Annotated in this window: 23 protein-coding genes; 9 read left to right on the forward strand and 14 right to left on the reverse strand. The window is 62.7% G+C overall.

Annotated features, from left to right (window positions below; all coding sequences use genetic code 11):
• Nucleotides 1-444, reverse strand: a 444-nt coding sequence (locus tag ACQKPZ_RS08500; RefSeq protein WP_427536917.1) for a membrane dipeptidase, incomplete at its 3' end; no start/stop codon positions are given.
• A gap of 285 nt (nt 445-729) precedes the next feature.
• On the opposite strand from ACQKPZ_RS08500, the gene ACQKPZ_RS08505 reads away from it, so the two are divergent.
• Nucleotides 730-1,131: a lysozyme inhibitor LprI family protein gene (locus tag ACQKPZ_RS08505; protein WP_427536919.1), complete on the forward strand. Its 402-nt coding sequence runs from the start codon at nt 730-732 to the stop codon at nt 1,129-1,131.
• Between the two features lie 166 nt (nt 1,132-1,297).
• Here ACQKPZ_RS08505 and ACQKPZ_RS08510 read toward each other — a convergent pair whose 3' ends face one another.
• On the reverse strand, nt 1,298-2,242 hold the full coding sequence (locus ACQKPZ_RS08510) for a GlxA family transcriptional regulator (RefSeq protein WP_391128292.1): 945 nt from the start codon (nt 2,240-2,242) through the stop codon (nt 1,298-1,300).
• Between the two features lie 147 nt (nt 2,243-2,389).
• Between ACQKPZ_RS08510 and choX the strand changes: the two genes are divergently transcribed.
• From choX to ACQKPZ_RS08535, 5 genes are all read left to right on the forward strand, one after another.
• Nucleotides 2,390-3,334 carry a choline ABC transporter substrate-binding protein gene (choX, locus tag ACQKPZ_RS08515; RefSeq protein WP_391128295.1) on the forward strand — a complete coding sequence of 315 codons (945 nt, stop codon included), beginning with the start codon at nt 2,390-2,392 and terminating at the stop codon, nt 3,332-3,334.
• A gap of 61 nt (nt 3,335-3,395) precedes the next feature.
• Nucleotides 3,396-4,280 carry a 3-keto-5-aminohexanoate cleavage protein gene (locus ACQKPZ_RS08520; protein WP_427536920.1) on the forward strand — a complete coding sequence of 295 codons (885 nt, stop codon included), beginning with the start codon at nt 3,396-3,398 and terminating at the stop codon, nt 4,278-4,280.
• Between the two features lie 165 nt (nt 4,281-4,445).
• Nucleotides 4,446-5,411 (forward strand): L-carnitine dehydrogenase, encoded by a 966-nt coding sequence (locus tag ACQKPZ_RS08525; RefSeq protein WP_427536922.1) that lies wholly within the window; start codon nt 4,446-4,448, stop codon nt 5,409-5,411.
• A 10-nt stretch (nt 5,412-5,421) separates the two neighbouring features.
• Nucleotides 5,422-5,895 (forward strand): thioesterase family protein, encoded by a 474-nt coding sequence (locus ACQKPZ_RS08530; protein ID WP_427536924.1) that lies wholly within the window; start codon nt 5,422-5,424, stop codon nt 5,893-5,895.
• 255 nt (nt 5,896-6,150) lie between these two features.
• Entirely contained in the window at nt 6,151-6,408 is a 258-nt protein-coding gene (locus ACQKPZ_RS08535; RefSeq protein WP_159412923.1) for a hypothetical protein, read from the forward strand.
• Between the two features lie 115 nt (nt 6,409-6,523).
• Here the strand turns inward: ACQKPZ_RS08535 and ACQKPZ_RS08540 are convergent, their stop codons facing one another.
• The 7 genes from ACQKPZ_RS08540 to ACQKPZ_RS08570 form a co-directional block, all read right to left on the reverse strand.
• The gene (locus tag ACQKPZ_RS08540) at nt 6,524-8,191 is read right to left on the reverse strand and encodes an ABC transporter ATP-binding protein/permease (RefSeq protein ID WP_427536926.1); all 1,668 of its coding nucleotides are present in this window, start codon (nt 8,189-8,191) and stop codon (nt 6,524-6,526) included.
• Nucleotides 8,188-10,971 (reverse strand): insulinase family protein, encoded by a 2,784-nt coding sequence (locus tag ACQKPZ_RS08545; RefSeq protein ID WP_427536928.1) that lies wholly within the window; start codon nt 10,969-10,971, stop codon nt 8,188-8,190. The genes ACQKPZ_RS08540 and ACQKPZ_RS08545 overlap by 4 nt, the downstream gene beginning before the upstream one ends.
• 28 nt (nt 10,972-10,999) lie before the next feature.
• Entirely contained in the window at nt 11,000-13,732 is a 2,733-nt protein-coding gene (locus ACQKPZ_RS08550) for a secretin and TonB N-terminal domain-containing protein (protein ID WP_427537116.1), read from the reverse strand.
• A gap of 373 nt (nt 13,733-14,105) precedes the next feature.
• Nucleotides 14,106-15,068, reverse strand: coding sequence for a FecR family protein (locus tag ACQKPZ_RS08555; RefSeq protein ID WP_427536930.1), 963 nt, complete (start codon nt 15,066-15,068; stop codon nt 14,106-14,108).
• Nucleotides 15,069-15,156: 88 nt separating this feature from the next.
• Complete coding sequence (locus ACQKPZ_RS08560; RefSeq protein ID WP_403194199.1) at nt 15,157-15,657, reverse strand: sigma-70 family RNA polymerase sigma factor; 501 nt, start codon at nt 15,655-15,657, stop codon at nt 15,157-15,159.
• A 182-nt stretch (nt 15,658-15,839) separates the two neighbouring features.
• Nucleotides 15,840-16,946 carry a GlxA family transcriptional regulator gene (locus tag ACQKPZ_RS08565; protein ID WP_264387346.1) on the reverse strand — a complete coding sequence of 369 codons (1,107 nt, stop codon included), beginning with the start codon at nt 16,944-16,946 and terminating at the stop codon, nt 15,840-15,842.
• A gap of 514 nt (nt 16,947-17,460) precedes the next feature.
• The gene (locus ACQKPZ_RS08570; protein WP_427536932.1) at nt 17,461-18,837 is read right to left on the reverse strand and encodes an L-serine ammonia-lyase; all 1,377 of its coding nucleotides are present in this window, start codon (nt 18,835-18,837) and stop codon (nt 17,461-17,463) included.
• A 453-nt stretch (nt 18,838-19,290) separates the two neighbouring features.
• Here ACQKPZ_RS08570 and ACQKPZ_RS08575 point away from each other — a divergent pair, with 453 nt between their 5' ends.
• The 3 genes from ACQKPZ_RS08575 (at nt 19,291) to choV (ending at nt 22,343) form a co-directional block, all read left to right on the forward strand.
• Nucleotides 19,291-20,238, forward strand: a complete 948-nt coding sequence (locus tag ACQKPZ_RS08575; protein ID WP_427536934.1) for a choline ABC transporter substrate-binding protein — start codon at nt 19,291-19,293, stop codon at nt 20,236-20,238.
• 81 nt (nt 20,239-20,319) lie between these two features.
• Nucleotides 20,320-21,168, forward strand: coding sequence for a choline ABC transporter permease subunit (gene choW, locus ACQKPZ_RS08580; protein WP_300032697.1), 849 nt, complete (start codon nt 20,320-20,322; stop codon nt 21,166-21,168).
• Nucleotides 21,165-22,343: a choline ABC transporter ATP-binding protein gene (choV, locus tag ACQKPZ_RS08585; protein ID WP_403194191.1), complete on the forward strand. Its 1,179-nt coding sequence runs from the start codon at nt 21,165-21,167 to the stop codon at nt 22,341-22,343. Before choW ends, choV begins: the two co-directional genes overlap by 4 nt.
• Before the next feature lie 117 nt (nt 22,344-22,460).
• Here the strand turns inward: choV and hisF are convergent, their stop codons facing one another.
• Genes hisF through hisB form a run of 5 tightly spaced genes read right to left on the reverse strand, consistent with a single transcriptional unit; the run spans nt 22,461 to nt 25,500 of the window.
• Nucleotides 22,461-23,231 carry an imidazole glycerol phosphate synthase subunit HisF gene (gene hisF / locus ACQKPZ_RS08590; RefSeq protein WP_079226229.1) on the reverse strand — a complete coding sequence of 257 codons (771 nt, stop codon included), beginning with the start codon at nt 23,229-23,231 and terminating at the stop codon, nt 22,461-22,463.
• A gap of 10 nt (nt 23,232-23,241) precedes the next feature.
• On the reverse strand, nt 23,242-23,979 hold the full coding sequence (gene hisA, locus ACQKPZ_RS08595) for a 1-(5-phosphoribosyl)-5-[(5-phosphoribosylamino)methylideneamino]imidazole-4-carboxamide isomerase (RefSeq protein ID WP_016714501.1): 738 nt from the start codon (nt 23,977-23,979) through the stop codon (nt 23,242-23,244).
• A 27-nt stretch (nt 23,980-24,006) separates the two neighbouring features.
• The gene (locus ACQKPZ_RS08600; protein ID WP_016714500.1) at nt 24,007-24,267 is read right to left on the reverse strand and encodes a DUF2164 domain-containing protein; all 261 of its coding nucleotides are present in this window, start codon (nt 24,265-24,267) and stop codon (nt 24,007-24,009) included.
• On the reverse strand, nt 24,268-24,906 hold the full coding sequence (hisH, locus tag ACQKPZ_RS08605) for an imidazole glycerol phosphate synthase subunit HisH (protein WP_427536936.1): 639 nt from the start codon (nt 24,904-24,906) through the stop codon (nt 24,268-24,270).
• Nucleotides 24,907-25,500: an imidazoleglycerol-phosphate dehydratase HisB gene (gene hisB, locus ACQKPZ_RS08610; RefSeq protein ID WP_009682881.1), complete on the reverse strand. Its 594-nt coding sequence runs from the start codon at nt 25,498-25,500 to the stop codon at nt 24,907-24,909. It abuts the gene before it with no gap.
• Nucleotides 25,501-25,538 lie beyond the last annotated feature (38 nt).

Genomic DNA, 25,538 nt, shown 5'->3' on the forward strand with positions numbered 1-25,538 from the left:
CATTTCCGCCACGATCACGCGGCCGAAGCCCGACAGGCCGCCGTCACGCTCGTAGCAACCGGTACCCACCAGGTTCTGGGTGTTGTAGCACATCTGCACGATGCCCACGCCCAGCTGCTTGAACACGTCCACGTAGGCGATCTGGTCTTCGAACGCATGGGCATTCTGGAAGCCGAAGAGGATGCCGGTCTTGCCCAGTTCCTTGGCCTTGCGGATGTCGGCGGTGGTGCGTACCGGCATCACCAGGTCGCTGTTGTCGCGGATGAGCTTCTGGCTGGCAGCGATCTGGTCGACGGTGGCCTTGAAGCCTTCCCACACCGACACTGTGCAGTTAGCCGCAGTCAGCCCGCCTTTGCGCATGTCCTCGAACAGCTCGCGGTTCCATTTGGCAATGATCAGGCCGTCGATGACGATGCTGTCGGCGTGAAGTTCGGCTGGGCTCATCAGGCTGTCCCCTTTTGTTGATTTGGGCCGCGCCGAATCTTCTGCCGGCGCTTTGGGGCCAGCATATGCCTGTGCCCAACGACGCCCCGATGCAAAAACGACAGGGGGTTTGCCGAAAGCGTCAATGCGCGACAACACGCGCTCTGGCATGCGGCGTGGCGATGAGAGGCAGTCTCGATAACGACGTTTCCGGCCGTTTCATGAACATTTCGTCAGGGAGCTACCGCCTTGCCCTCGGCTGAGGGAGAATCCCAGCGATTCGTCAGCCTGTTGAGGAGAAAACGGATGAAATCATTGGCATGGATGGTACTGCTGGCCGTCGTATCAGGCGCGCAGGCCGGCGAGGAAGAAAGCACGCCTTGCGATAACGTCGAGACCGACCAGCAGACCTACGCGTGCGCTGCGTTCAACAAGCAGACTGCCGAGCGGGAGCTGAAAGCGGCTTACGATGACTTGATCCAGCGTATTCGCGACCAGTATGCCGACGAAGGCGACCAGGCTACCGCGCTGGTGGGGCGTATGGATGCAGCCGAGAAGCTGTGGACACAGCTGCGTGATGCCGACTGCAAAGTCGAGACATTTGCCGAGAAGCCGGGGAGCAAAGCGTTCCAGGCGGCGTGGGATACCTGCGTGGCGCAGCGCAGTGATGACCGGTCTGAATATTTGCAGTCCATAGGCCAGCAGTAGGAGCTGATTGCGACGCTATCCCTTGTAGGAGCGGCCTTGTGTCGCGATAGGGGCGCGAAGCGGCCCCACATTTTCAGCTTCGCCGCGGAAATAGCCGGGGCCGCTTTGCGGCCCTATCGCGACACAAGGCCGCTCCTACAAAGGTCGGCGCCTGGCTGCTAGAACCTCATACGGCCCTGGCCAAGCGGTCCTCCCGCGGGCAACGCTGGTACCGCGCCCGGTAGCAGCGGGTAAAGTACGAAGCCGACTCGAACCCGCACGCCACCCCCACCTCCAGCACACTCATATCGGTCTGGCGCAACAACTGCCTGGCCTTATCCAGCCGCAGTCGCAGATAGAACCCGCTTGGCGTGTCGTCCAGATGCACGCGGAACAGCCGCTCCAACTGCCGACGTGTCACCTGCACCGCCTCAGCCAGCACCTGGGTATTGAGCGGCTGTTCGGTATTGCGCTCCATTTCACCAATCACTTTCACCAGCTTCTTGTTACTGATGCCATAACGGCTGGCAATCTGCATACGCTGGTGGTCCTGTCGCTGTCGGATACGGCCCAGCACGAACTGCTCCGACACCTGCACCGCCAACTCACTGCCGTGGGCTTGTGCAATCAGGTCGAGCATCAGGTCGATCGAGGCAGTGCCCCCCGCACAGGTAATGCGCCGCCGGTCGATCTCGAACAGCTCCTGGGTGGCCTGCAAGCTTGGGTAGTTTTCCTTGAAGGCCTCCAGCGCCTCCCAGTGCACGGTGGCGCGGTGGCCGTCGAGCAGGCCGGCCTCGGCCAGCACCACCGCACCGGTATCGATGCCGCCCAGAATCACCCCGTCATGGTCCAGCCGGCGTAGCACCTGCTGCAGCGCCGGCCCGTAACAGGCCAGCGGATCAAAGCCGGCCACGATCAGCAAGATGCCGGCAGGCTCGCCTGCCGCCAGCGCCGCATCGGCGTTCACCGACATGCCGTTGCTGGCCTGCACCGCGCCGCCATCCAGGCTCAGCACCTGCCAGCGGTACGACGGGCCTTTGAAGCGGTTGGCCACCCGCAGCGGTTCCAGGGCACTGATGAAGCCCATGGCCGAGAAGCCGGGTAACAGCAGGAAATGAATGATGTGCGGCATTGCATGCTCCACGGCAAAGGTGGTCGCCTCCGTGCAAGTGTTGGTCGCCAGGGTGCGATTTTTCACCCTGGTTGCAGCGTAGCGTGTTCACACGGCCCAGAGAGGTCGGAACCCCATAACAATATGCACTGCCGATGGAGAGCCACCATGCACAGCTTGATCCGCCGCAGCCTGTTGACCCTTGCCCTGAGCAGCATCGCCACCTCCCCGCTTTACGCCGCCGAACCTGCGGCCTGCAAGAACGTCCGCCTGGGCGTGGTCAACTGGACCGACGTCATCGCTACCAGCGCCATGGCGCAGGTGCTGCTCGATGGCCTGGGCTACCAGACCAAACAGACCAGCGCTTCGCAGCAGATCATCTTCGCCGGCATCCGCGACAAACGCCTGGACATGTTCCTGGGTTACTGGAACCCGATCATGACCCAGACCATCACCCCGTTCATCGACGCCAACCAGGTCAAGGTACTGGAGAAACCAAGCCTGGAGGACGCCCGCGCCACCCTGGCCGTGCCCAAATACCTCTACGACAAGGGTTTGAAGACCTTCGCCGACATCCACAAGTTCGAGAAGGAGCTTGGCGGCAAGATCTATGGCATCGAACCGGGCTCCGGCGCCAACACCCAGATCAAGGCAATGATCACCAAGAACCAGTTCGACCTGGGCAAGTTCCAGCTGGTCGAGTCCAGCGAGGCCGGCATGCTCGCCGCCGTCGACCGCGCCGTGCGCCGCAAGGAGGCCGTGGTGTTCTTCGGCTGGGCGCCGCACCCGATGAACGTGAACATCGACATGGCCTACCTGGGTGAAAGCCAGGATGCGCTCGGCCCTGACGAAGGCCGCGCAACGGTATGGACCGTGACCGCGCCGGACTACGCCGACCGCTGCCCCAACGCCCACCGCCTGCTGGCCAACCTGAACTTCAGCGCCGAGGACGAGAGCCGCATGATGCAGCCGCTGCTCGACCACAAGGACGCGCTTGAGTCGGCCCGCCAGTGGCTGAAAGACCACCCCGAGGACAAGGCCCGCTGGCTTGAAGGTGTGACCACCTTCGATGGCAAGCCGGCTGCGGACAACCTCAAGCTTACCGCCAACTGACAAGGCCCTTTCGCGGGCGTGCCCGCGAAAAGGCCAGCACAGACACCACAAGGAACCCGCCATGAACCACGACGTCATCATCACCTGCGCCCTCACCGGTGCCGGCGACACCGCCTCGAAAAGCCACCTTGTCCCAGTCACCCCCAAGCAAATCGCCGAAGCCGCGGTAGAAGCCGCCAAAGCCGGCGCCACCGTGGTCCACTGCCACGTCCGCGACCCGCAAACCGGCCGTTTCAGCCGCGATGTGGCGCTGTACCGCGAAGTGATGGAACGCATCCGCGAAGCCGACGTGGACATCATCGTCAATCTCACCGCCGGCATGGGTGGCGACCTGGAAATCGGCCCGGGTGAAACGCCGCTGGAGTTCGGCACCGGCACCGACCTGATCGGCCCGCTGGAGCGCCTGGCCCACGTCGAAGCCCTGCTACCGGAAATCTGCACCCTCGACTGCGGCACCCTCAACTTCGGCGATGGCAACTCGATCTATGTGTCCACCCCCGCTCAACTGCGTGCAGGGGCCAAGCGCATCACCGAACTGGGCGTAAAGGCGGAACTGGAAATTTTCGACACCGGCCACCTGTGGTTCGCCAAGCAAATGATGAAGGAAGGCCTGCTGCACGACCCGCTGTTCCAGCTGTGCCTGGGCATCCCATGGGGCGCGCCGGCCGACACCACCACCATGAAAGCCATGGTCGATAACCTGCCCGCCAACGTGACCTGGGCAGGTTTCGGCATCGGCCGCATGCAGATGCCGATGGCCGCGCAGGCCGTGTTGCTGGGCGGTAACGTGCGGGTGGGCCTGGAAGACAACCTGTACCTGGACCGTGGCGTGCTGGCCAGCAACGGCCAACTGGTCGAACGCGCAGTGGAGATCATCTCGCGCCTGGGCGCCCGTGTACTGACCCCGGCCGAGGGCCGGGAAAAAATGAACCTCAAGCGCCGCTAAGCCTTTCAACAATTTCAACTGCGCCACAAGTCCTGTGGGAGCGGGCATGCCCGCGAAGCAGACAACGCGGTGGATGGCACCGGCTACGCCGGTGTTCGCGGGCTCGCCCGCTCCCACAGGGCTTGGCGCTTGCCCGAAGAATTCTATTTAGTCTGAGGAAGCGATATGCCTTTCATCACCGAGATCAAGACCTTCGCCGCCCTGGGTAGCGGCGTGATCGGAAGCGGCTGGGTTGCCCGCGCCCTGGCCCACGGCCTGGACGTGATCGCCTGGGACCCGGCTCCTGGCGCCGAACAGGCACTGCGCAAGCGTATTGCCAATGCCTGGCCGGCGCTTGAGAAGCAGGGCCTGGCGGCAGGTGCGTCGCAAGATCGCCTGAAGTTCGTCGCCACCATCGAGGAATGCGTACGCGACGCCGACTTCATCCAGGAAAGCGCACCAGAGCGGCTGGACCTGAAGCTCGATCTGCACGCAAAAATCAGCGCCGCGGCCAAGCCCGAGGCCATCATCGGCTCCAGCACCTCCGGCCTGCTGCCCAGCGAGTTCTACGAGTCTGCCACGCACCCCGAGCGCTGCGTGGTAGGCCACCCGTTCAACCCGGTGTACCTGCTGCCGCTGGTGGAAATCGTCGGTGGCAACCGTACCGCGCCCGAAGCCATCGAGGCGGCAAAGACCATCTATACCGCCCTTGGCATGCGCCCGCTGCACGTGCGCAAGGAAGTGCCCGGCTTTATCGCCGACCGCCTGCTCGAAGCGCTCTGGCGCGAGGCCTTGCACCTGGTGAACGACGGCGTGGCGACTACCGGTGAAATCGACGACGCGATCCGCTTTGGCGCCGGTTTGCGCTGGTCGTTCATGGGCACCTTCCTCACCTACACCCTGGCCGGTGGCGACGCGGGCATGCGCCACTTCATGTCGCAGTTCGGCCCGGCGCTGAAACTGCCCTGGACCTACCTGCCAGCACCGGAACTGACCGACAAGCTGATCGACGATGTGGTGGACGGCACCTCTGAGCAACTGGGTGACCGTAGCATCGCCGCACTGGAACGCTATCGTGATGACACGCTGCTGGCAGTGCTTGAAGCCGTGAAGGGCAGCAAGGAAAAGCACGGCATGTCGTTCAGCGATTGAGGAGGCCACGATGCCCGCACTGATCACCTACCGCACCCCAGTCCAGGAGGACTGGGTCGACTACAACGGGCATCTGCGCGATGCCTTCTACCTGCTGATTTTCAGCTATGCCACCGATGCGCTGATGGAGCGCATCGGCCTGGATGCCGACAGCCGTGGGCAAAGTGGCAACTCACTGTTCACCCTGGAGGCGCACATCAACTACCTGCATGAAGTAAAGCTGGGCACCGAGGTATGGGTGCAGACGCAGATCATCGGTTTTGATCGCAAGCGTCTGCACGTCTATCACAGCCTGCACCGGGCCGGGTTCGATGAGGCGCTGGCGGCCAGTGAGCAGATGCTGTTGCATGTAGATTTGGCGGGGCCAACGTCGGCGCCGTTCAGCGAAAGCAGCACTGCGTTACTACAGGGACTAATGGACGAACAGCGTCAGCTTCAAGCGCCCGTTCATGTAGGCCGTGTGATTGGCCTTGCAAAAAAATAACCCCGGAAAGCCGTGAGCATCCGGGGCCAAGAGCGAGCAACATCCACTGTGCATGAACGAGGGTGACCAAACCCTCCGTTGCGGGTAGATGGCCTGAGTGTGCGCACTTCCAGATCAGTCGATTTAGCCGTAAACGACCTGTTCTTAGCCAAAGCAGCCATGTCACCATTCTGTTGTTGCGGGTATGTCGCAGGCGTCACAGAATCGGTCGTAAATCACAGCAGCACTCTCTTAGCGATAAAAGGGACAACAGCCATGATGCATGCGGACTTGATTGACCAGGACGACCTCGCCGGCCACTTGCGAGCACGCGGGTTTGATATTCCGGCCGGAGCCAGTGCCGAGCAGGCTTGCGAAGCGGTGGTGCGGGGGCTGACCGAGCCTAATGCGCGGGCGCTGAAGGGCATGGTCGAGCAGATGTATACCGGTAGCGCGACCATTTTGCCGGCCGTGCGCCAGGCGATCGACAAGCAACTGTTGCCAGCGCTGGCCCAGTTCAGCCGGCGCGCCTGATTTCTCCTGATCCGGCCCCTTCGCGGGCACGCCCGCTCCCACAGGTTTTCACTGGCCTTGAAGGCAGCGCAGTACCTGTGGGAGCGGGCATGCCCGCGAAGAGGCCGGCACTGGTTTATGCAGGCTCTACCCGTTTCTCCAGCTCGAAGGTCTGATCGAACAAGCCGGCCAGGCCCTCTTGGTGAGTCACCCCCACCACCGTACAGCCCGGCAACTCCCGCCTGAGCATCTCCAGTAACCCCAGCGCACTGCCCAGGTCCAGCTGGCTGGTCGCCTCATCCAGGTACAAGGTATCTGGCCTGTACAGCAACGCCCGCGCCATGCTCAACCGCTGCTGCTCTCCGCCAGAAAGCACACGCTCCCACTCCGCCTGCTTGTCCAGCTGCCCGATCAACCCGCTCAACCCCACCTTGCCCAGTACATCCACCAGCAACACGTCTTCGACCGGCTGCACCTGTGGATAAGCCAGCAACGCGCGAAGGCTCATGTGCGGCATGTAGGGTTTCTGCGGCAACAGCAAACTGCGCCCTGGTGGCAGCTGCCAGTTACCCAGGCAGTAGGGCCACAACCCCTGCAAAGTGCGCAGCAAGGTCGACTTGCCCAGACCGCTGCGCCCACCCAGGCGCAACCATTGCCCCTGCCCTACCCGCAGGTCCAGGTCACGCAGCAGCGCACTGCCATCTGGCCGGCAAAGCGTGAGGCCCCGTGTGCACAGGCAATCACCTCGCGCAGCAACCGTTGCCTGCTCACGACTGGCGGCGATGGCCTGCTCGAATTGCTCCAGGCGCTGCAACGCCGCGCTCCAGCGCACCAGTTTGTGATAGAGCTTGATGAACCAGCTGAGCGAGCCATGCACTGCGTTGAAGGCACTGCGGATCTGCATCAACCCACCCAGGGTGATGGCCTTGGCCATGAACGCCGGCAAAGCGGCAAACACCGGGATGATCAGACTCAGGCGTTCGTAGGACACCGTGAACAAGCTGAGGTTACGCTCGCGCCCCATCAGTTGCCGCCAGTTGTCGGCAATGGCGCGGAAACGCTCAGCCAGGTGTTCACGCTCAACCGCTTCGCCACGGTACAGGGCAATTTGTTCGGCATGGTCGCGCTTGCGCAGCAGGCTGGCGCGAAAATCCGCCTCGCGGTGTTCGCGCTCGTAGTTCAACGCATGCAGCGGCTTACCGATCAGGTGCGTCAGCAAGCTGCCGGCCAAGGTGTAGGCCAGCACGATCCACACGAGGTAGCCATGAATCGTGAAGGTTTCGCCGAACAGGTTGAAGGTTTGCACCCCCGACAAGTTCCACAGGATCACCATGAATGCGCCAACCTGCGCCAAGTTGATCACCAGGGACGCCACCAGCTCGATACTTAGGCCAACCATCAGGTCGATGTCCTGGGCGATGCGCTGGTCGGGGTTGTCCGGCTCGCCGGTCAGCCCCAGGCGGTAGAAGGCCTGGTCGGCCAGCCAGGCGTCGGTCAGGCGCCCGGTCATCGCCCGGCGCCAGCGTAGCTCCAGCCCTTTACGGATGTAGTCCATGGCCACGACGATCAGCACATAACTGCCCAGATACAGCGCATATTCGCCGACCAGGCCATACAGGCCAGACGTGTCGAACGCTGCCAGGGTGTCGTAGAAGGTCTTGCTCCAGCTGTTGATCAGCACATTGATCTGCACCACCAGCAGCCCCAGGCCGATCACCGCCGCCAGCATCAGCCAGGCCGGCCACTGCTGGCGGTCGCGCCAGAACGGGCGGCTGAGGCGGTAGAAGGTGCGCAGGGTTTTCACAGTGCCTGCTCCAGTGCAGCGGCGGAGGGCAACAGGCGCAGCTGTACCTGGTTAGCGCGGGGGAACAGCTGGCGGGCCTGCTGCTGCATTTCAGGCAAGGTCAACGCTTCAGGCAGTTGCGCCTGGGTCTGCAGGTAACGCGGGTCGTGCCAGCGGCGATCACTGAGGATCAGGCGCTTGAACTGGGTTTGCGGATCGTCGCGGCGTTTGCTCTCCTGGCGCAGGAATTCGGCCCGCTCGCTGACCAGCCACTGGGCATCCGGCTGCAGGTTGGCCAGGGTCTTCTGGGCCATGGCCCACAGCTCGTCGACACGTGCCGGGTCGCAGGTGAAGTTCAGGCTGCTCTCGATGCGCTGGGTGTCGGCATTCAGTTCACTCTCGAAGCGCAGGCGATACACGCCGGCAGCCTCGCCACGCAGCTGTGCTTTCAGCCGTTGGTTGGCCAGGTCACGCAACACCGCGACCTGTGCTGCCGCTTCAGGGCTCCATGCCTGGGGCTGATAGCTGCTGGCCTGCAACACGACACGTGGTTCCAGTGCGATCGCCAGGTCATCGCGGCGCTGGCCAGGCTGTTGCAGGGCCGTCTGGCTGGCCAGCGGTGTCGCACGCGGGATGGTTGCGAGCAGTTCACTGACCATTTTTTGCAGCGATTGCGGCGCCGCATCCGCCATCAGGTAATAGGTCACCGGCGCACTCGCCAGGCGCTTCCAGTCGGCATTCAGCTGGTCGACAGTCAGTTGTTCAAGGGCGCTGATGTCCGGCGACTGCCAGTGATCGACACCGTACTTGAGCACACGCTGCCGGGTTTCCTGCAGCCCACGTACGTCGTCCGGGCGGCTGCGCAGGCGCTGCAGGAATACATCACGCGTGGTGCTGAACGTATCCTGGTCGATACTGGCCAGCTGGCTTACCCGATAGCTCTGCATTAGCGCCAGCAGTTGTTCCGGCGCTGCGCCAAGGTTGAGCTGCAGGCGCTGGGGCTGCTGGTCGAAACCGAGTGTGGCCTGCTGCTCCTGGCGCCAGGTTGCCAGGGCCTGCCGATCCATCCCGGGCAGGCCGCTGTGCATGGCCAACTGCGCGGCCATTTGCAGGCGCCAGGCCGGGGTGCCGGCAAGGTGATAGCCAGCGGATGAATCGGCCTGGAGCAGCCACTTGCCTTCCGGACCATTGCGCTTCAGCCAGACCAGCCGATCACCGTTGGCCAGGCGCCAGTGTTCCACCTGTTGCTCCGGGAAGGCCTTGCGCTCGACGATAGATGCCGCTGGCGGCGCAGCCGGCATTTCCAGGCTCGGTACCGAGACGATTGCCGGTGCCACCTGCACGGGCGCCGGCAGCACTGTTGCGGCCAGCTTCGCCTGACGTGCCTCGACCTGCGCAACGCTTGGCAGGGCCACCGTGGAACTACCCGCCGCACTCAGCTGCAATACCCGATCAGGGCTGGCGAGCCAGCGCCACAGACGGTCGTTGAGGTCATCGCGTGTGATGCTGCTTAGCACCTCCAGATAGCGCGCAGCGGTAGCATGCCGGTCAGTGACGGCATTGCCCTGCACAGCGGCATTGTTGAGTTGCTCCACCCATTGCTCGAAGGTTCGCGATGCCTGTTTGGCCAGGGTCTTGTCGCCCAGTGCACGAATATGATCGCGCTCACGTTGAAGGTCCGTTTCGCTAAAACCGTGCTGGCGCAGGCGCTCGGTCTCGGTCAGCAATTGTCGCAGTGCCTGGTCATGGGCCTGGCCCTCGACGCCAGCCGCGATGCCGAGCACAGTGGAGTGCTCACCGATCAGCGTTTTCTGCACCACCAGGCTACGCACCCCGGTATCGAGAGGTTGCCGGCGCAGGCTATCGAGCATGGCGGCGAGGGTCATCCGGTCGATCAGCCGCTCGCGCAATGCGGCACGTGTGGTACCGCGGCTGTCCGGCTCATGCAGGCGGAACAGCATCGCCACCTGGTTACTGCCCGATTGCGGGTCTTGCAGGCGGAACACTTTCAGCGTGTGGTCCAGCGCCAGCTCGCGCTGCTCGCGGCCCGGTACTTCGCCAGCCTTGGCCGCACCGAATGCCTTTTCGATCTGGGCGCGCATGGTCGCAGGGTCGAAGTCGCCAACCGCCGACAGCACCATGTTGTTGGGCAGGTACCAGCGGTTCTGGAACGCTTGAAGCGTCTGCAGGCTGGCCGAGCGGATTGCCGCTTCGTTACCGATGGTGCGGTGCCCGGGGTAGCGTGACCCCACACGTTGGGAGGCCGTGCGCTGCTCGTTCATGCGCTGGGCCACACCCAGGCCACCGCGCCATTCTTCAATCACGATCGGCCGCTCACGCTCCAGGTCCTGGGCGTTGTAGTCGCGGGCGAAGGCCAGGTCGCTCAGGGCCTGCAACGCCTGCGGTGCCTGGCGCACGCCGGCCGGTGGGCCGATCAGGTACTGGGTGCGCTCGTAGTTGGTCACGGCATTGAAGTGACGGCCCTGCACCCAGCCGAACCCGGCCATGCGTTCGCGCAGCTTCTGCTGGCCGCCAGCGCGGCTGTGAAACGCCAGGTGCTCGACCATGTGCGCCACGCCGACCTGGTCGTCGGCTTCGTCCACCGAGCCGGCTTTTACCGTCAGGCGCAGGTCGAGCCGGCCAGGCTGCGAGGTGTCGCGCACCAGCCGGTAGGCCAGGCCGTTGGCCAGTTGGCCGTGCACAACCTGGGCATCCCAGGGTAGCGGCGCGTCGGCCTCGGGCAACGTGGCGCAGGCGCCGAGCAACAGCGGGCCGAGCAGGCCCGCGATGAGCTTTTTCATCAAGGTATCCACGGTTTTTTATAAGGTGTTAGAAGCGGTAGCCAACTTCCAGCCAGTACTGGCGGCCGACTTCGTAGCTGACCACGCTGGTCGAGGTGCGGCTGGCGATCTTGTTGACCTGGTCGGTGACGTTGGTGATATCGACGTTGACGAAGAACGCCTGGTCCTTGCCGGTAGGGATGTCCCAGGCCAGGCGCATGTCCCAGGTGGGTGCGCCGGGGGTGGCGACGGTTTCGTAGCGGCTGTAGGTCTTGCCGTCGACTTCGGCGTCCGGGCTGACCTTGACCACCTGGTCGTAGGGGCCGCGGTAGCGGAAGAAGTTGCTCACCGACAGGTGCCACTGGGGAATATCGGTAATAGTCACCAGGCGTGCGGTCCAGGGGCGGTTGAAGTCGCTGGCCGGCAGTTCCTCGTAAGGCACCAGCTTGCCGTCGTAGTACACCGGCTCGTTATCCATCTCCTCGCGATCCACCCCCGCTTCGTATGTGGAGCCGTGGGCGCCCTTGCTCTGCGACCAGTCCAGCGCCAGCTGCACGCTGGTGCGGGTGCCACGGAACTGCAACGGTTGCAGCGGTGTGACTGTCAGGCTGATGTTCTCGGTCTCGCTGGTTCCGGCGTTGAGGTAGACGAAGTAGTTCTTGCTGTAGCCGGCCGGGATCTCCGCTTCATCCAGGTTGTAGTAGGGCTGCGTACGGTAGATCTGGTCATGACCCTTGCGATTGATGTACTTGAGTTGAAAGTCGGTGTTAAACCACTGCTGGTTGATACCGAGCATCAGCTCATCATCGTAGGGAATGTCCATGCTGCGGAACTGGCTCGCGTTCTGGTTGCGGCTGGCCAGTGTCCAGTCGTCGGCCTGCTGGACGCGGGTATAACGGGCGGTAAGGCTGTCGCGGCCGTCGGCCAGCCGGTACTTGAACAGGTTGCGCCCGTAATAGCGGTTGGCGCCGAACACCAGCACCGTGCTGCGGTCGCCGAAAAAGTCGTAGTCACCCGCCAGGCGGGGGGCAAGGGACTTCTTCTCCATATAGTCGTCACCCTCGAAGCGCAGCCCCGGGCGAAGGGTAAGCCTTTCGTAACCGATCTCGTCCTGCACGAACAGGGCGTACTTCTTCTGGTCCAGCTGCAAGCGGCCGGCGCCGTAGACCATCATCGCCGAGGCGTACTGGCGATTGTCACCACTAAGCTGGGTACCGATGGAACACGCTCGGTCGCTGCCGCAAGATGCGCCGTTGTCGCGCTTGAAGGTGGTATAGGCCACCGCATCGTCTTCCCGCTCCCACGTGGCGCGCTGGTAGCCGAGCTCAAGCCCGGTGCTCAAGCTGTGCTGGGTCGGCCCGACAGCAAAGGTCTGCCAGTCGGCCTTGAGCTTGTAGTCGAGGCCACGCTGGGTTTGCTGCAAGCTGCCGTAGCCGCCTTGCTGGCTACGCGCGGTGGCACGGTCCGGGTTGCCCCAGTCCTTGCTGGTGGACCAGTACCAGTTGTAGTACTCGTCGCTGTCGGAATCACGCGAGGCATACAGGTCCGTCAACGCCAGTTGCTGGGTCCAGCGGGCGCTGTCGCCTTCGTAGACGGTCTTGAACGAGGCCTGCCAGCCGCCGTTGATGTTGGTGAAACCCGAGTCGCGGCTGTCCTCGCGGAAGTAGGTGTTTTCCTGGGGGGCGTAGACGATCGAGGTGTCCAGGGTCAGGCGGTCGTTGATGTTCCAGTAGGTCTTGAGCAGAAAGTTGTCGAGGGCACGGGTCTGCTCCTGCTCGTTGTCGTTGTTGGGGCTGTTGTAGCCGTTTTTGTAGGTGCGCAGCGGCAGGTAGGAGCGCTTCTGGGAAAAGTTCAGCAGCGCGCCGAAGTCTTCGTTGAAATGGCCCTCGAGGGTGCCGCGTACGGTGGTCTTCTTGAACTCCGGCTGGCTTTGTTCACTGGAGGAATTCTCGAAGCTTTCCTTGTCTTCGCCGCTGATGTGGTAGCGGGTCCATTCGGAACGGCTCATGGCATAGGAAATCTTGCCATGCAGATCCTGGGTTGGCCGCCGGGTGATGGCATCGACCACACCGCCATTGAAGCCGCCGTACTCCACCGGCACGTTGCTGTCATAAACCTTGATCTCTTCCAGCAGGTCGGCATCCAGGGCGATACCGTGGGAGCGGCTGGGCGTGGAATCGAACTGGCGGGTATCGTTGTAGGTGTGGGAACCAGGGTCAAGGTCGTTGTTGATCGAAATGCCATCGATCATGAAGTTGTTCTGGTAGAACTTGGCGCCGTTGATGCTGATGTCGGCGGGGTCGATCTCGCCCGGGGTGCTGGAGCTTTTCTGGTCGCTGCTGAACTGCACGTTAGGGTGCATCTGCAGGATCGTGGTGATGTCGCCGTTGGCCCCAGGGAAGGCTTGAATGGCCTTGCGGTCGATGACCGTGGCGCCCATGTAACTGTTCTCCTCGGTATCACCGAGGATCATCGTGTTGTGCAGTTCGATTGCGCCAGCGTCGGCCTGCAGCAGGCGGAACATCAGCGCGCCGTACTCGTAGTCCCAGGTGATGCCGGTGCCCAGCAGCAGCTGCGCCAGTGCCGCCTCACTGCTGAGCTGGCCACTGATGGCGGTGGATTGCAGGCCGTCGAGCAGGTCCGGGTCGACGCTGACCTGCAAGCCGCTTTGCTGGCCGAAGTTGATCAGGGCAATGGCCAGTTTTTGTGCCGGAATGTCGAAAACGTGGACCTGTGCCAGTTCGGCGTTTGGCTTGGCAACCTCTTCGGCCTGTGTCGGCATCGTCACCCAGGCACTGCAAAGGCCGAGCACACTTGCCCCTGCCACATTTTTCAGGCGCAACGACCAACCCCGCGCACTACGCGGCTTCCGGCTTGTTGTTTGAGTCATCCCACATCCCCGCCCCGGACACTCGCCGGGCAGCAAAATTGAATACGAATCGCTATCAGTTGTTGCGCGCGGGGGAGAAGACGGGGCAGTGCGGGGAATTTTCAGGAATTTCTGAAATTTTTATTTGCTGGGGGATTTTGGGGCTGCTTTGCAGCCCATCGCGACACAAGGCCGCTCCTACAGGGGACCGCGTCAGCTTCGTGTTGTGCGGTCCCTGTAGGAGCGGCCTTGTGTCGCGATGGGCCGCAAAGCGGCCCCGGCAATCTCAAGGTTTACTCAGCACCAGAAGCCAGGGCCCATAGCTGCGCACCTGGCCACCATGGGGCCGGACAACTGCGCGTAATGCAGCCTCGGGCTTACGCAGGTCATACACCCCGGTCACTCGCTTGGTACCCAAGGCATCGTCGCGCAGCATTACCTTGCCGGGTACGTACCCTGCCAGCGCCTGCACCACCTCGGCCACCGTCTGGTCATCGGCAATCAACTGCCCTTGCCGCCAAGCCGCCGCTTGCGATGGCACAAAGGCACGCAACTGCACCAGACCATCGGCATACCGCAGGCGCTGCCCAGCCGTCAGTGCATTGGCCAGCACCTGCGCATCGCCAGTGTCCTCGACCCGTACCGAACCATGCTGCACATCCACCCCTACCCTGCCTGGGCGCAATTCGACGTTGAACGCGGTGCCGGTCACCGTGACCTTCACGTCATCGGCACGCACATGGAACGGCTTGGCCTTGTCGGGCATCACCTCGAAAAACGCCTGGCCAGTCAGCAGCTTCACATCCCGATGATCACCGCTGTAGTCCACGGCAATGGCGGTATCGCTGTCCATCTGCACCACGCTGCCATCGGCCAGGGTGATGTCACGGGTTTCGCCCTGTGCGGTGCGGTAGTCGGCCTGCAAACGCAGGCTCAAGGAAGGCGCGACTGCCACCAGCAAGCAAGCTGCAACGGCCGCACCCAGCCACCAACGCCGGCCTGATCGGCGCTTGATCGGCAGAGGCAGCACTTCGGCCTTGGGCCACAGGTCGGTGGTGGTCGGCGCCAGTTGGCCGGTAAGTTGCCAGACACGCTCGGCCTTCTGGTAAGCCTGGGCATTGGCCGTGTCGCTGGCGCACCATTGCTCGAACGCCCTCCGCAGCTGAGGATCATCAGGCGACTGCTGCAGGCGCAGGAGCCAGTCCAGGGCCTGCTCGCGGCGGCTGGAGGTGGGGGCTGCTGACGTCATGTCGGGCAAGTCTCCTGAGGGCTGAAGGGCGCGCAGGGTCGCACAGAGTTACCCCGTTCGGCAAAAGACGCACCAGCCTGGCGTTTTTTCACAGGTCATCCTCCAGGCATGCCATGCAGTGGCTCAAGGCATCGCGCACCAGCTGGTGCACCAGGCTGACGGAGACATTCAGGTGGCAGGCAACTTCTTGCAGGGTATGGCCGCCCAGGCGATGCATCTCGAAAGCTACGCGGGTGCGTTGCGGCAGTGCCTCAAGGGCGCGGCTGATGGCAGCCAGCTCGTTCTGCTGGGTAACGACCTGCTCGGGGGATGCGCTGGCCGAGGGCAGTTCGACGAGTATCTCGTCACCACCGGGTTGGACTTTCTCGGTGGCGGTACGGCGAGTGTGGTCGAGCGCCAGATTGCGCACGATGCGATACAGGTAGCTGGCCGGGTGGCGGATGTCGGCGTCGTCCTGCTGGCGGCTGAAGCGCAGCCAGGCTTCTTGCACCACATCCTCGGCGCGGGCGCGGCAGCCGACGATCGGCGCGGCATAGTCGAGCAATGCCGCCCGGTGGGCCAGGTAGAGCTGGAGTTTGTCGTCCGCCACGGGGGGGTATGCCAGAGTGTTTCGGGGGCGGCGATGTTACCCGTAGTCGAGAATCATTATCAACCGATGTATTTGTGTTGGCCTTTTCGCGGGCACGCCCGCTCCCACAGGGACCTCACAAGTCTCGAGGCTTGCACCTTACCTGTGGGAGCGGGCGTGCCCGCGAAGCAGGCAACGCGGTATCAGAGCCTTACACTGGCAAAGGTCGACTCGTTGCGCGCCTGGCTCAGGGCCGCCATCGGTCCGCTGTGCGGCGACAGGGTCATGGCCTGCGGGATCGGCATCATTGCCACCTGCTGCGCAGTATTGGAACCCACACGCTCATCACGCGGCGGAATGCCGAAGTACTCGCGGTAGCACTTGGAGAAGTGCGGCGTGGACACAAAGCCGCACACCGAAGCCACTTCGATGATCGACATCGGCGTTTGCTTGAGCAACTGCCGCGCACGGATCAGGCGCAGCTTCAGGTAGTAGCGCGATGGCGAGCAGTGCAGGTACTTCTGGAACAGCCGCTCAAGCTGGCGACGCGACACCGACACGTACACCGCCAGTTCGTCCAGGTCGATCGGCTCTTCGAGGTTGGCCTCCATCAGCGCGACAATTTCCTGCAGCTTCGGCTGATTGGTGCCGAGCATGTGCTTGAGCGGTACGCGCTGGTGATCCTGCTCGTTGCGGATGCGCTCGTAGACGAACATCTCGGAAATCGCCGCCGACAGTTCACGGCCGTGGTCGCGGCTGATCAGGTGCAACATCATGTCCAGCGGCGCGGTGCCACCGGAGCTTGTGAAGCGGTTGCGGTCGAGGGTGAACAGGCGGGTGCTCATGTTCACCCGTGGGAAGGCCTCCTGCATCGCGGCCAGGCATTCCCAGTGCACGCTGCAATCAAAACCATCCAGCAGGCCGGCACAGGCCAGCGCCCAGCTGCCGGTACACACGGCACCCAACCGGCGCGACTGCCGGGCCTGCGATTGCAGCCAGGTAACGTGCTCACGGGTGACCGAACGCTGAATGCCAACACCCCCGCAGACAATCACGGTATCAATGGGTGGTGCGTTGTTGATGGCGGCGTCCGGGGTGATCTGCAAACCATCGCTGGCCCACACCTGGCCGCCATCGACGGTCAGCGTGTGCCAGCGGTACAGCTCGCGGCCGGACAGCTGGTTGGCCATGCGCAGCGGCTCGACGGCCGATGCCAGGGAAATCAGGGTGAAATTGTCCAATAGAAGAAACCCGATGGACTGGGGTGCTGTGCGGTTCTGGGTTGGGTTCCCGGAGGTGTACGACGTCATCGCGATTTCTCCTCACACAAATGCAGGGTGTGCCTCAGGCGGGCACTGATTTCTTGTTATGGCCCCGGTTTCGTGTGCTGGGGCTCGGTTGCCAATCTCAACGCAAACGCCGTGCCTGAAATTGAACGGCTATCCAAAAAAACCTGAAAACGACGCCTTTGTCTGGCAAATCAGGTGCTTTGATCGAGTTGGCCTGGTGTACGCAAACGGGCGTGCTAGGCGCCGTGCGTGTAACGGCTGAGCAATTTGGTGACACGCGCAGTGTAGGTTGCCCAGAAACGACACTCTTGAGTGTCACCGACAATACAGGCACTGATAACGACACCCGACGATCGGTAGGCGTCGCACCGCACCAAAATAGAGCGCCGAAACCTGTAGGAGCGGCCTTGTGTCGCGAAAAGGCCGCAACGCGGCCCCAGGATTTCTGCTCTGATGCAAAAAATGCTGGGGCCGCGTTGCGGCCCTTTCGCGACACAAGGCCGCTCCTACAAAGCTCTGCGCAAGGCTTCGACTATCAGCACTCGATAGCGCTGACCGCCAGGCCACCGCGCGAGGTCTCTTTGTACTTGTCGTGCATGTCGGCGCCGGTGTCGCGCATGGTGCGGATCACCTGGTCGAGGGAGATGAAATGCTCGCCGTCACCACGCAGGGCCATTTGCACCGCGTTGATAGCTTTTACCGCGGCAATCGCGTTGCGCTCGATGCACGGTACCTGCACCAACCCGCCGACCGGGTCGCAGGTCAGGCCAAGGTTGTGCTCCAGGGCAATTTCAGCGGCGTTCTCCACCTGTGCCGGCGTTGCACCCAGTACTTCGGCAAGGCCCGCAGCGGCCATGGCGCAAGCCGAGCCGACTTCACCCTGGCAGCCGACTTCGGCACCGGAAATCGACGCGTTCTTCTTGCACAGGATGCCCACCGCAGCAGCACCGAGGAAGAAGTCGACCACGCTGGACTCGTCCACTTCATCGCTGAAACGCATGTAGTAATGCAACACAGCGGGGATGATACCGGCTGCGCCATTGGTGGGTGCAGTGACCATGCGCCCGCCAGCGGCGTTTTCTTCGTTGACCGCCAGGGCGAACAGGTTGACCCACTCCATGGCGCTCATGGTCGAGCCAATCACGTTGGGCTTGCCGATTTCCTGCAGGCTGCGGTGCAGCTTGGCGGCACGACGGCGCACATTCAGCCCGCCAGGTAACGTGCCTTCGTACTTGAGACCGTTGTTGACGCATTCCTGCATGGCGTCCCAAAGCTTGTGCAGGCCAGCGTAGATCTCTTCCTCGCTGCGCCAGACCTTCTCGTTGGCCATCATCAATTGCGACACGCTGAGGTCGTTTTGCTTGCACAGGCGCAGCAGCTCGGCAGCGCTGTTGAAGTCGTACGGCAGCACCGTCTGGTCGGCATCCAGCACGCCGCTGGCGGCCTGCGCGGCATCGACCACAAAGCCGCCACCCACCGAGTAGTAGGTATCGCGGTGCAGCTCGCCCTGCTCGCCTTCGGCAATCAGGGTCATGGCATTGGGGTGGTACGGCAGGTTCTCGTCCAGCAGCAGCATGTCGCGAGCCCAGACGAATTCGATGGGCAGGCGCTTGTCCAGTTGCAGGGTGTTGGTTTCACGCAGGTCGGCGATGCGCGGCACGATCTGGGTAGGATCGATGGCGTCCGGCCATTCGCCCATCAACCCCATGATGGTGGCGTTGTCGGTGCCGTGGCCAATGCCGGTGGCCGACAGCGAGCCGTACAGGCGCACTTCGATCCGTTTAACACGCTCCAGCTCGCCGCGTTCGCGCAGGCCCTGAACGAACAGGGCGCCAGCACGCATGGGGCCGACGGTGTGGGAGCTGGAGGGCCCGACACCGATCTTGAACAGGTCGAACACGCTGATGGCCATTGTCGATTCACCTCTTGCTGGGCTTGTCTGTGCGCGCCATGCGCACGGCGGGGCAGCTGCTAGGCTCAAACAGCGGGCCGCCTTGAATGCCAGCATCATCGGGCTTTTACCGGCACCCTCGCCGTCTGCAACCGACGTACTTTTGTCCAGCAGCGCCGCACGGTTTTTACAGGGAGAGCAACCCCCGCCTCGCCGTTTTCCGGCGGCCTGGTGACGTAAAAATGCGGCCGAGGGGGTGGAAAAATCCATAAGCGACATCGCCCGTACTGGATACGACCCGTTCCGTACTGGTTACGACCCCACCAGTAGGCGATTCCCCGGCGCTGGAGGATTATCGAAAGCGACTCGTAAAGCACGGCCACGCATCCTGCCCTCTGCAGGCCTGGTCGACCGGACCTTCAGAAAGCCCGGCGACCCACGCGAACCCGAAGACAAAATCACAGGAGTCCATCCATGAAAGGTTCACCCTCGCTGTTGCTGGTTGCGTTGCTGTCCGCGCCTTTGCTGGCCCAGGCTGCCGAGCCCGAGCAGTGTCAGACGGTACGTTTCTCGGATGTCGGCTGGACCGACATCACAGTCACCACCGCGACCACCAGCGTTGTGCTCGAAGCACTGGGTTACAAGACCCATACCACCATGATCTCGGTACCGGTGACCTACAAGTCGCTGGCTACCGGCAAGGACCTGGACGTGTTTCTCGGCAACTGGATGCCGACCATGGAAAACGACATCAAGCAGTACCGCGACGCCGGCACCGTGGAAACGGTGCGCGCCAACCTGGAAAACGCCAAATACACCCTGGCCGTGCCCCAGGCGCTTTACGACAAGGGCCTGAAGGATTTCAGCGACATTCCCAAGTTCAAGAAGGAACTGGACAGCAAGATCTACGGCATCGAGCCGGGCAACGATGGCAACCGCACCATCCAGAGCATGATCGACAAGAACGCCTTCGGCTTGAAGGACGCCGGTTTCAAGATCGTGCAATCGAGCGAGGCCGGCATGCTCTCGCAGGTCGACCGCGCGCAGAAGCGTGGTGAGGCGCTGGTGTTCCTGGGCTGGGAACCACACCCGATGAACACCCGCTTCAAGATGCAGTACCTGACCGGCGGGGACGAGTTCTTCGGCCCCGACTTCGGCAAGGCAACCGTGTTGACCAACACCCGCAAGGGCTATGCGCAGGAGTGCAGCAACGTTGGCCAGCTGTTGAAGAACCTGTCGTTCGAGCTCAAGGATGAAAGCACCATGATGGGCTATGTCCTGGACGACAAGATGAAACCCGAGGCCGCTGCCAAGAAATGGCTCAAGGACAACCCAGGCAAGCTGGATGCCTGGCTGGCCGGCGTGACCACTGTGGATGGCAAACCTGGCCTGGAGGCGGCCAAGGCGAAGCTGGCGCAATAACGAAATACGCAATAGCGCTACCTCGGGGCAGGACCGTGCCTGCCCCGGGTTGATTTCAATCTATGCAGGTGGAAGCTCGCTATCATGCTTATCGATCAGAAAATACCCCTGGGTCAGTACATCGCGTCGTTCGTCGAGTGGCTGACCCAGAACGGCGCGAATTACTTCGACGCCATCGCGCAAGGCCTGGAGTTCATGATCCATGGCGTCACCAGCGCCCTGACCTGGTTCAACCCATTCGTCCTCATCGCCCTGTTCGCCGCCCTGGCGCACTTTATCCAGCGCAAAGTCGGGCTGACCGCGTTCGTTGCCCTGTCGTTCCTGCTTATCTTCAACCTGGGTTACTGGCAGGAAACCATGGAAACCCTGGCGCAGGTCACCTTCGCCACGGTGGTGTGCGTTGTCATCGGCGTGCCGCTGGGCATCCTCGCCGCACACAAGCCCATGTTCTATACCGCCATGCGCCCCGTACTCGACCTGATGCAGACGGTGCCCACTTTCGTCTACCTGATCCCTACCCTGACCCTGTTCGGCCTGGGCGTGGTACCGGGGCTGATCTCTACCGTGGTGTTCGCCATCGCCGCGCCCATCCGCCTCACCTACCTGGGCATCTGCGACGTGCCGCAAGAGCTGATGGACGCAGGCAAAGCATTCGGTTGCTCGCGCCGCCAGCTGCTCACCCGTATCGAACTGCCGCACGCGATGCCAAGCATCGCCGCCGGCGTCACCCAGTGCATCATGCTGTCGCTGTCGATGGTAGTAATCGCCGCCCTGGTCGGCGCTGACGGCCTGGGCAAACCTGTGGTCAACGCACTGAACACCGCCGATATCTCCCTGGGCTTCGAAGCGGGCCTGGCGATCGTGCTGCTGGCGATCATGCTCGACCGTATCTGCAAGCAACCGGAACTGCCGGTAAGGGGTGAGGCATGAGCATCATTCGTTTCGAAGACGTCGACGTCATCTTCTCCAACAAACCGCGCGAAGCGCTGTCGCTGCTGGACCAGGGCAAGACCCGCGAGCAGATCCTCAAGCAGACCGGCCTGGTGGTGGGCGTCGAAAAGGCCAACCTGGATATCAACAAGGGCGAGATCTGCGTGCTGATGGGCCTGTCCGGCTCGGGCAAGTCGAGCCTGCTGCGCTGCATCAACGGCCTGAACACCGTTAGCCGCGGCAAGCTGTTCGTCGAGCACGAAGGCAAGCACATAGACATTGCCCACTGCACCCCCGCCGAGCTGAAGATGATGCGCACCAAGCGCATCGCCATGGTGTTCCAGAAGTTCGCCCTGATGCCCTGGCTGACAGTGCGCGAGAACATCAGCTTTGGCCTGGAAATGCAGGGGCGCCCGGAAAAGGAACGGCGCAAGCTGGTGGACGAGAAGCTTGAGCTGGTGGGCCTGACGCAGTGGCGCAACAAGAAGCCTGACGAGCTTTCGGGCGGCATGCAGCAGCGCGTGGGCCTGGCCCGGGCGTTGGCGATGGATGCCGACATCCTGCTGATGGATGAGCCGTTCTCGGCATTGGACCCGCTGATCCGCCAGGGCCTGCAGGATGAACTGCTGGGCCTGCAAGCCAAGCTGAGCAAGACCATCGTGTTTGTCAGCCACGACCTGGACGAAGCCCTTAAGCTGGGTAGCCGCATCGCGATCATGAAAGACGGGCGGATCATCCAGTACAGCAAGCCGGAAGAAATCGTGCTCAACCCGGCCGACGAGTATGTGCGTACCTTCGTTGCCCACACCAACCCGCTGAACGTGCTGTGCGGCCGCAGCCTCATGCGCAGCCTGGACAACTGCAAGCGGGTCAACGGCTCGGTATGCCTGGACCCTGGTATCGATTCGTGGCTGGACCTGGGCGAAGGTGGCGCGCTGAAGCGTGCACGCCAGGGCCAGAACGGGCTGGACATGCAGAACTGGGCACCGGGGCAGGATGTGGAGTTGCTGGAGCGCAGGCCGACCGTGGTGCACGCCGATATCGGCATGCGCGAAGCGCTACAGATTCGTTATCAGACTGGCAACAAGCTGGTGTTGCAGGATAACGACCGGGTGGTGGGGATTCTTGGGGATACCGAGCTTTACCACGCGTTGCTCGGCAAGAACCACGGTTGAGGCAATTGGGGCCGCTTTGCGGCCCTTCGCGGGCACGCCCGCTCCCACAGGTTTGATGAGGTCTCTGTGGGAGCGGGCGTGCCCGCGAAGGGCTGCAAAGCAGCCCCAATCACTGGATCAGCGAACGACGATGCCGCGCGAAGCCATGTAGGCCTTGGCCTCTGGCACCGTGTACTCGCCAAAGTGGAAGATACTGGCCGCCAGCACCGCGCTGGCATGCCCTTCCAGAATGCCGTCGGCCAGGTGCTGCAGGTTGCCCACCCCACCTGAGGCAATCACCGGAATACCCAGCGCATCACTGATGGCGCGGGTAACGCCCAGGTCAAAGCCGTTTTTCATGCCGTCCTGGTCCATGCTGGTCAGCAGGATCTCGCCAGCCCCCAGGCCTTCCATCTTCTTCGCCCACTCGACCGCATCCAGCCCGGTCGGCTTGCGCCCGCCGTGGGTGAAGATTTCCCAACGCGGCTCTTCACCCGGGCCGGACACCTTCTTGGCATCGATGGCAACAACGATGCACTGCGAACCGAAACGGTCCGCCGCCTCGCCCACGAACTCCGGGTTGAACACCGCAGCCGTGTTGATCGATACCTTGTCGGCACCGGCGTTGAGCAGGTTGCGGATGTCCTGCACGGTACGCACGCCACCGCCCACGGTCAGCGGGATGAACACCTGGCTGGCCATGCGCTCGACAGTATGCAAGGTGGTGTCGCGGCCATCGACGCTGGCCGTGATGTCGAGGAAGGTGATTTCATCGGCACCCTGCTCGTTGTAGCGGCGGGCGATTTCCACCGGGTCGCCGGCATCACGGATGTTCTCGAACTTGACGCCCTTGACCACCCGGCCGTTGTCCACGTCCAGGCAAGGGATGATGCGCTTGGCCAGTGCCATGGTTCAGTCCTCAGCCTTGGTAGTTGTCGCAGAAGGCCTGGGCCTCGGCGACATCGAGGGTGCCTTCGTAGATGGCACGGCCGGTGATGGCGCCGATGATGCCGGGGGCCTTGGCGTCCAGCAGGGCCTTGATGTCGCCCAGGTTGTGGATGCCGCCCGAGGCGATGACCGGGATGCGGGTGGCTTCAGCCAGTGCCTTGGTGAACGGCACGTTGCAGCCCTGCATCATGCCGTCCTTGGCGATGTCGGTGTAGACGATCGACGACACGCCATCGGCCTCGAACCGCTTGGCCAGGTCGATGACCTGTACCGCGCTGACTTCGGCCCAGCCATCGGTGGCAACGAAGCCGTCCTTGGCGTCCAGGCCAACGATGACCTTGCCCGGGAAGGCCTTGCACGCTTCAGCCACGAACTCAGGCTCCTTGACCGCCTTGGTGCCGATGATCACGTAGCTGACGCCAGCCTTGACGTAGTGCTCGATGGTTTCCAGCGAGCGGATGCCGCCGCCGATCTGGATCGGCAAGGTCGGGTAGCGCTTGGCGATGGCGGTGACCACTTCACCGTTGACCGGCTGGCCTTCGAAAGCACCGTTGAGGTCGACCAGGTGCAGGCGGCGGCAGCCACCCTCTACCCACTTGGCGGCCATGCTCACCGGGTCGTCGGAAAATACCGTGGAGTCTTCCATGCGGCCCTGGCGCAGGCGCACGCAGGCACCGTCCTTCAGATCGATAGCGGGGATAATCAGCATCTTGGGAACCTGTCTGTTCTTAGGGTTTCAGGGCTTTTCGAGCGCCCACAGATCACTTTCGATGCTCTCGAACCGCTCCTTGAGGTGCAGCTGAACATCGGCAATCGCCCTGTTGTAGTAATGGGGTGCAATTTCTTTGCTGAACAGCTCGAGAACCTCAGCCACCTCGAACGACCCCAGTTGCAGCTCGAAGCGGTCTTCGAGGAAGCGCTTGAGTGTGTCGAGCGCGTCGCGCTCCTGCTCGGGGGCCAGGGTGATGACCGGGGCCTTGGTTTTCGATCTGCTCATTTACCAGCGACCGTCCCAGGCAACGAAGTTCTGCAGCAGTTGCAGGCCATGGGTATGGCTCTTCTCCGGGTGGAACTGCACGGCAAAGCGCGAGCCGTCGGCCAGCGCTGCGGCAAAATCGACACCGTAGTGGCCGCGACCGACCACCTGGCCCGGCTTGCCGGCATTGATGTAGTAGCTGTGCACGAAGTAGAAACGCGCGCGGTCGGGGATGTCGTGCCACAGCGGGTGGTCGATGGTCTGGCCCACTTCGTTCCAGCCCATGTGCGGCACCTTCAGGTGCTCGCCGTCTTCTTTCAGGTCTTTGCCGAAGAAGCGTACCTGGCCAGGGAACAGGCCGATGCAGTCGACACCGTCGTTTTCTTCGCTGTGCTCCAGCAGGGCCTGCATGCCAACGCAGATGCTGAGGAACGGGCGGTCCTGGCTCACTTCGCGCACCAGGCTGTCGAAGCCCAGGCGGCGGATTTCGGCCATGCAGTCGCGAATTGCACCTACACCCGGGAACACCACGCGGTCAGCTTCACGGATGACAGCAGCGTCGCTGGTGACCAGCACCTTGCCAGCGCCAACGTGCTCAAGCGCCTTGGCCACCGAGTGCAGGTTGCCCATGCCATAGTCGATTACAGCTACCGTCTGCATTTACAGGCACCCTTTGGTCGACGGCATTTGCCCGGCCATGCGCTCGTCGAGGGTCACGGCCATGCGCAGGGCGCGGCCGAATGCCTTGAACACGGTTTCGATCTGGTGGTGGGTGTTGTGGCCACGCAGGTTGTCGATGTGCAGGGTGACCAGGGCGTGGTTGACGAAGCCCTGGAAGAACTCCTGGAACAGGTCGACATCGAAGCCACCAACGCTGGCGCGGGTGTAAGGGACGTGCATCTGCAGGCCTGGACGGCCAGAGAAGTCGATGACCACGCGCGACAATGCTTCGTCCAGCGGCACGTAGGCGTGGCCGTAACGGAAGATGCCTTTCTTGTCACCGATGGCCTGGGCGAATGCCATGCCCAGGGTGATACCGACGTCTTCGACGGTATGGTGGTCGTCGATATGCGTGTCACCCTTGCACTCGATATCCAGATCGATCAGCCCATGGCGGGCGATCTGGTCCAGCATGTGTTCAAGGAAAGGCACACCGATATCGAATCGGGCCTTGCCACTGCCATCGAGGTTGATCGAGCACTTGACCTGGGTTTCCAGGGTATTGCGCTCGACGGAAGCCTTACGTTCGACCATCACCAGCTCCGCAAAATCATTGGGCGAAAAGGGCTCCA

This window comes from Pseudomonas sp. NPDC089547 (assembly GCF_050280665.1).
Lineage (GTDB): Bacteria > Pseudomonadota > Gammaproteobacteria > Pseudomonadales > Pseudomonadaceae > Aquipseudomonas.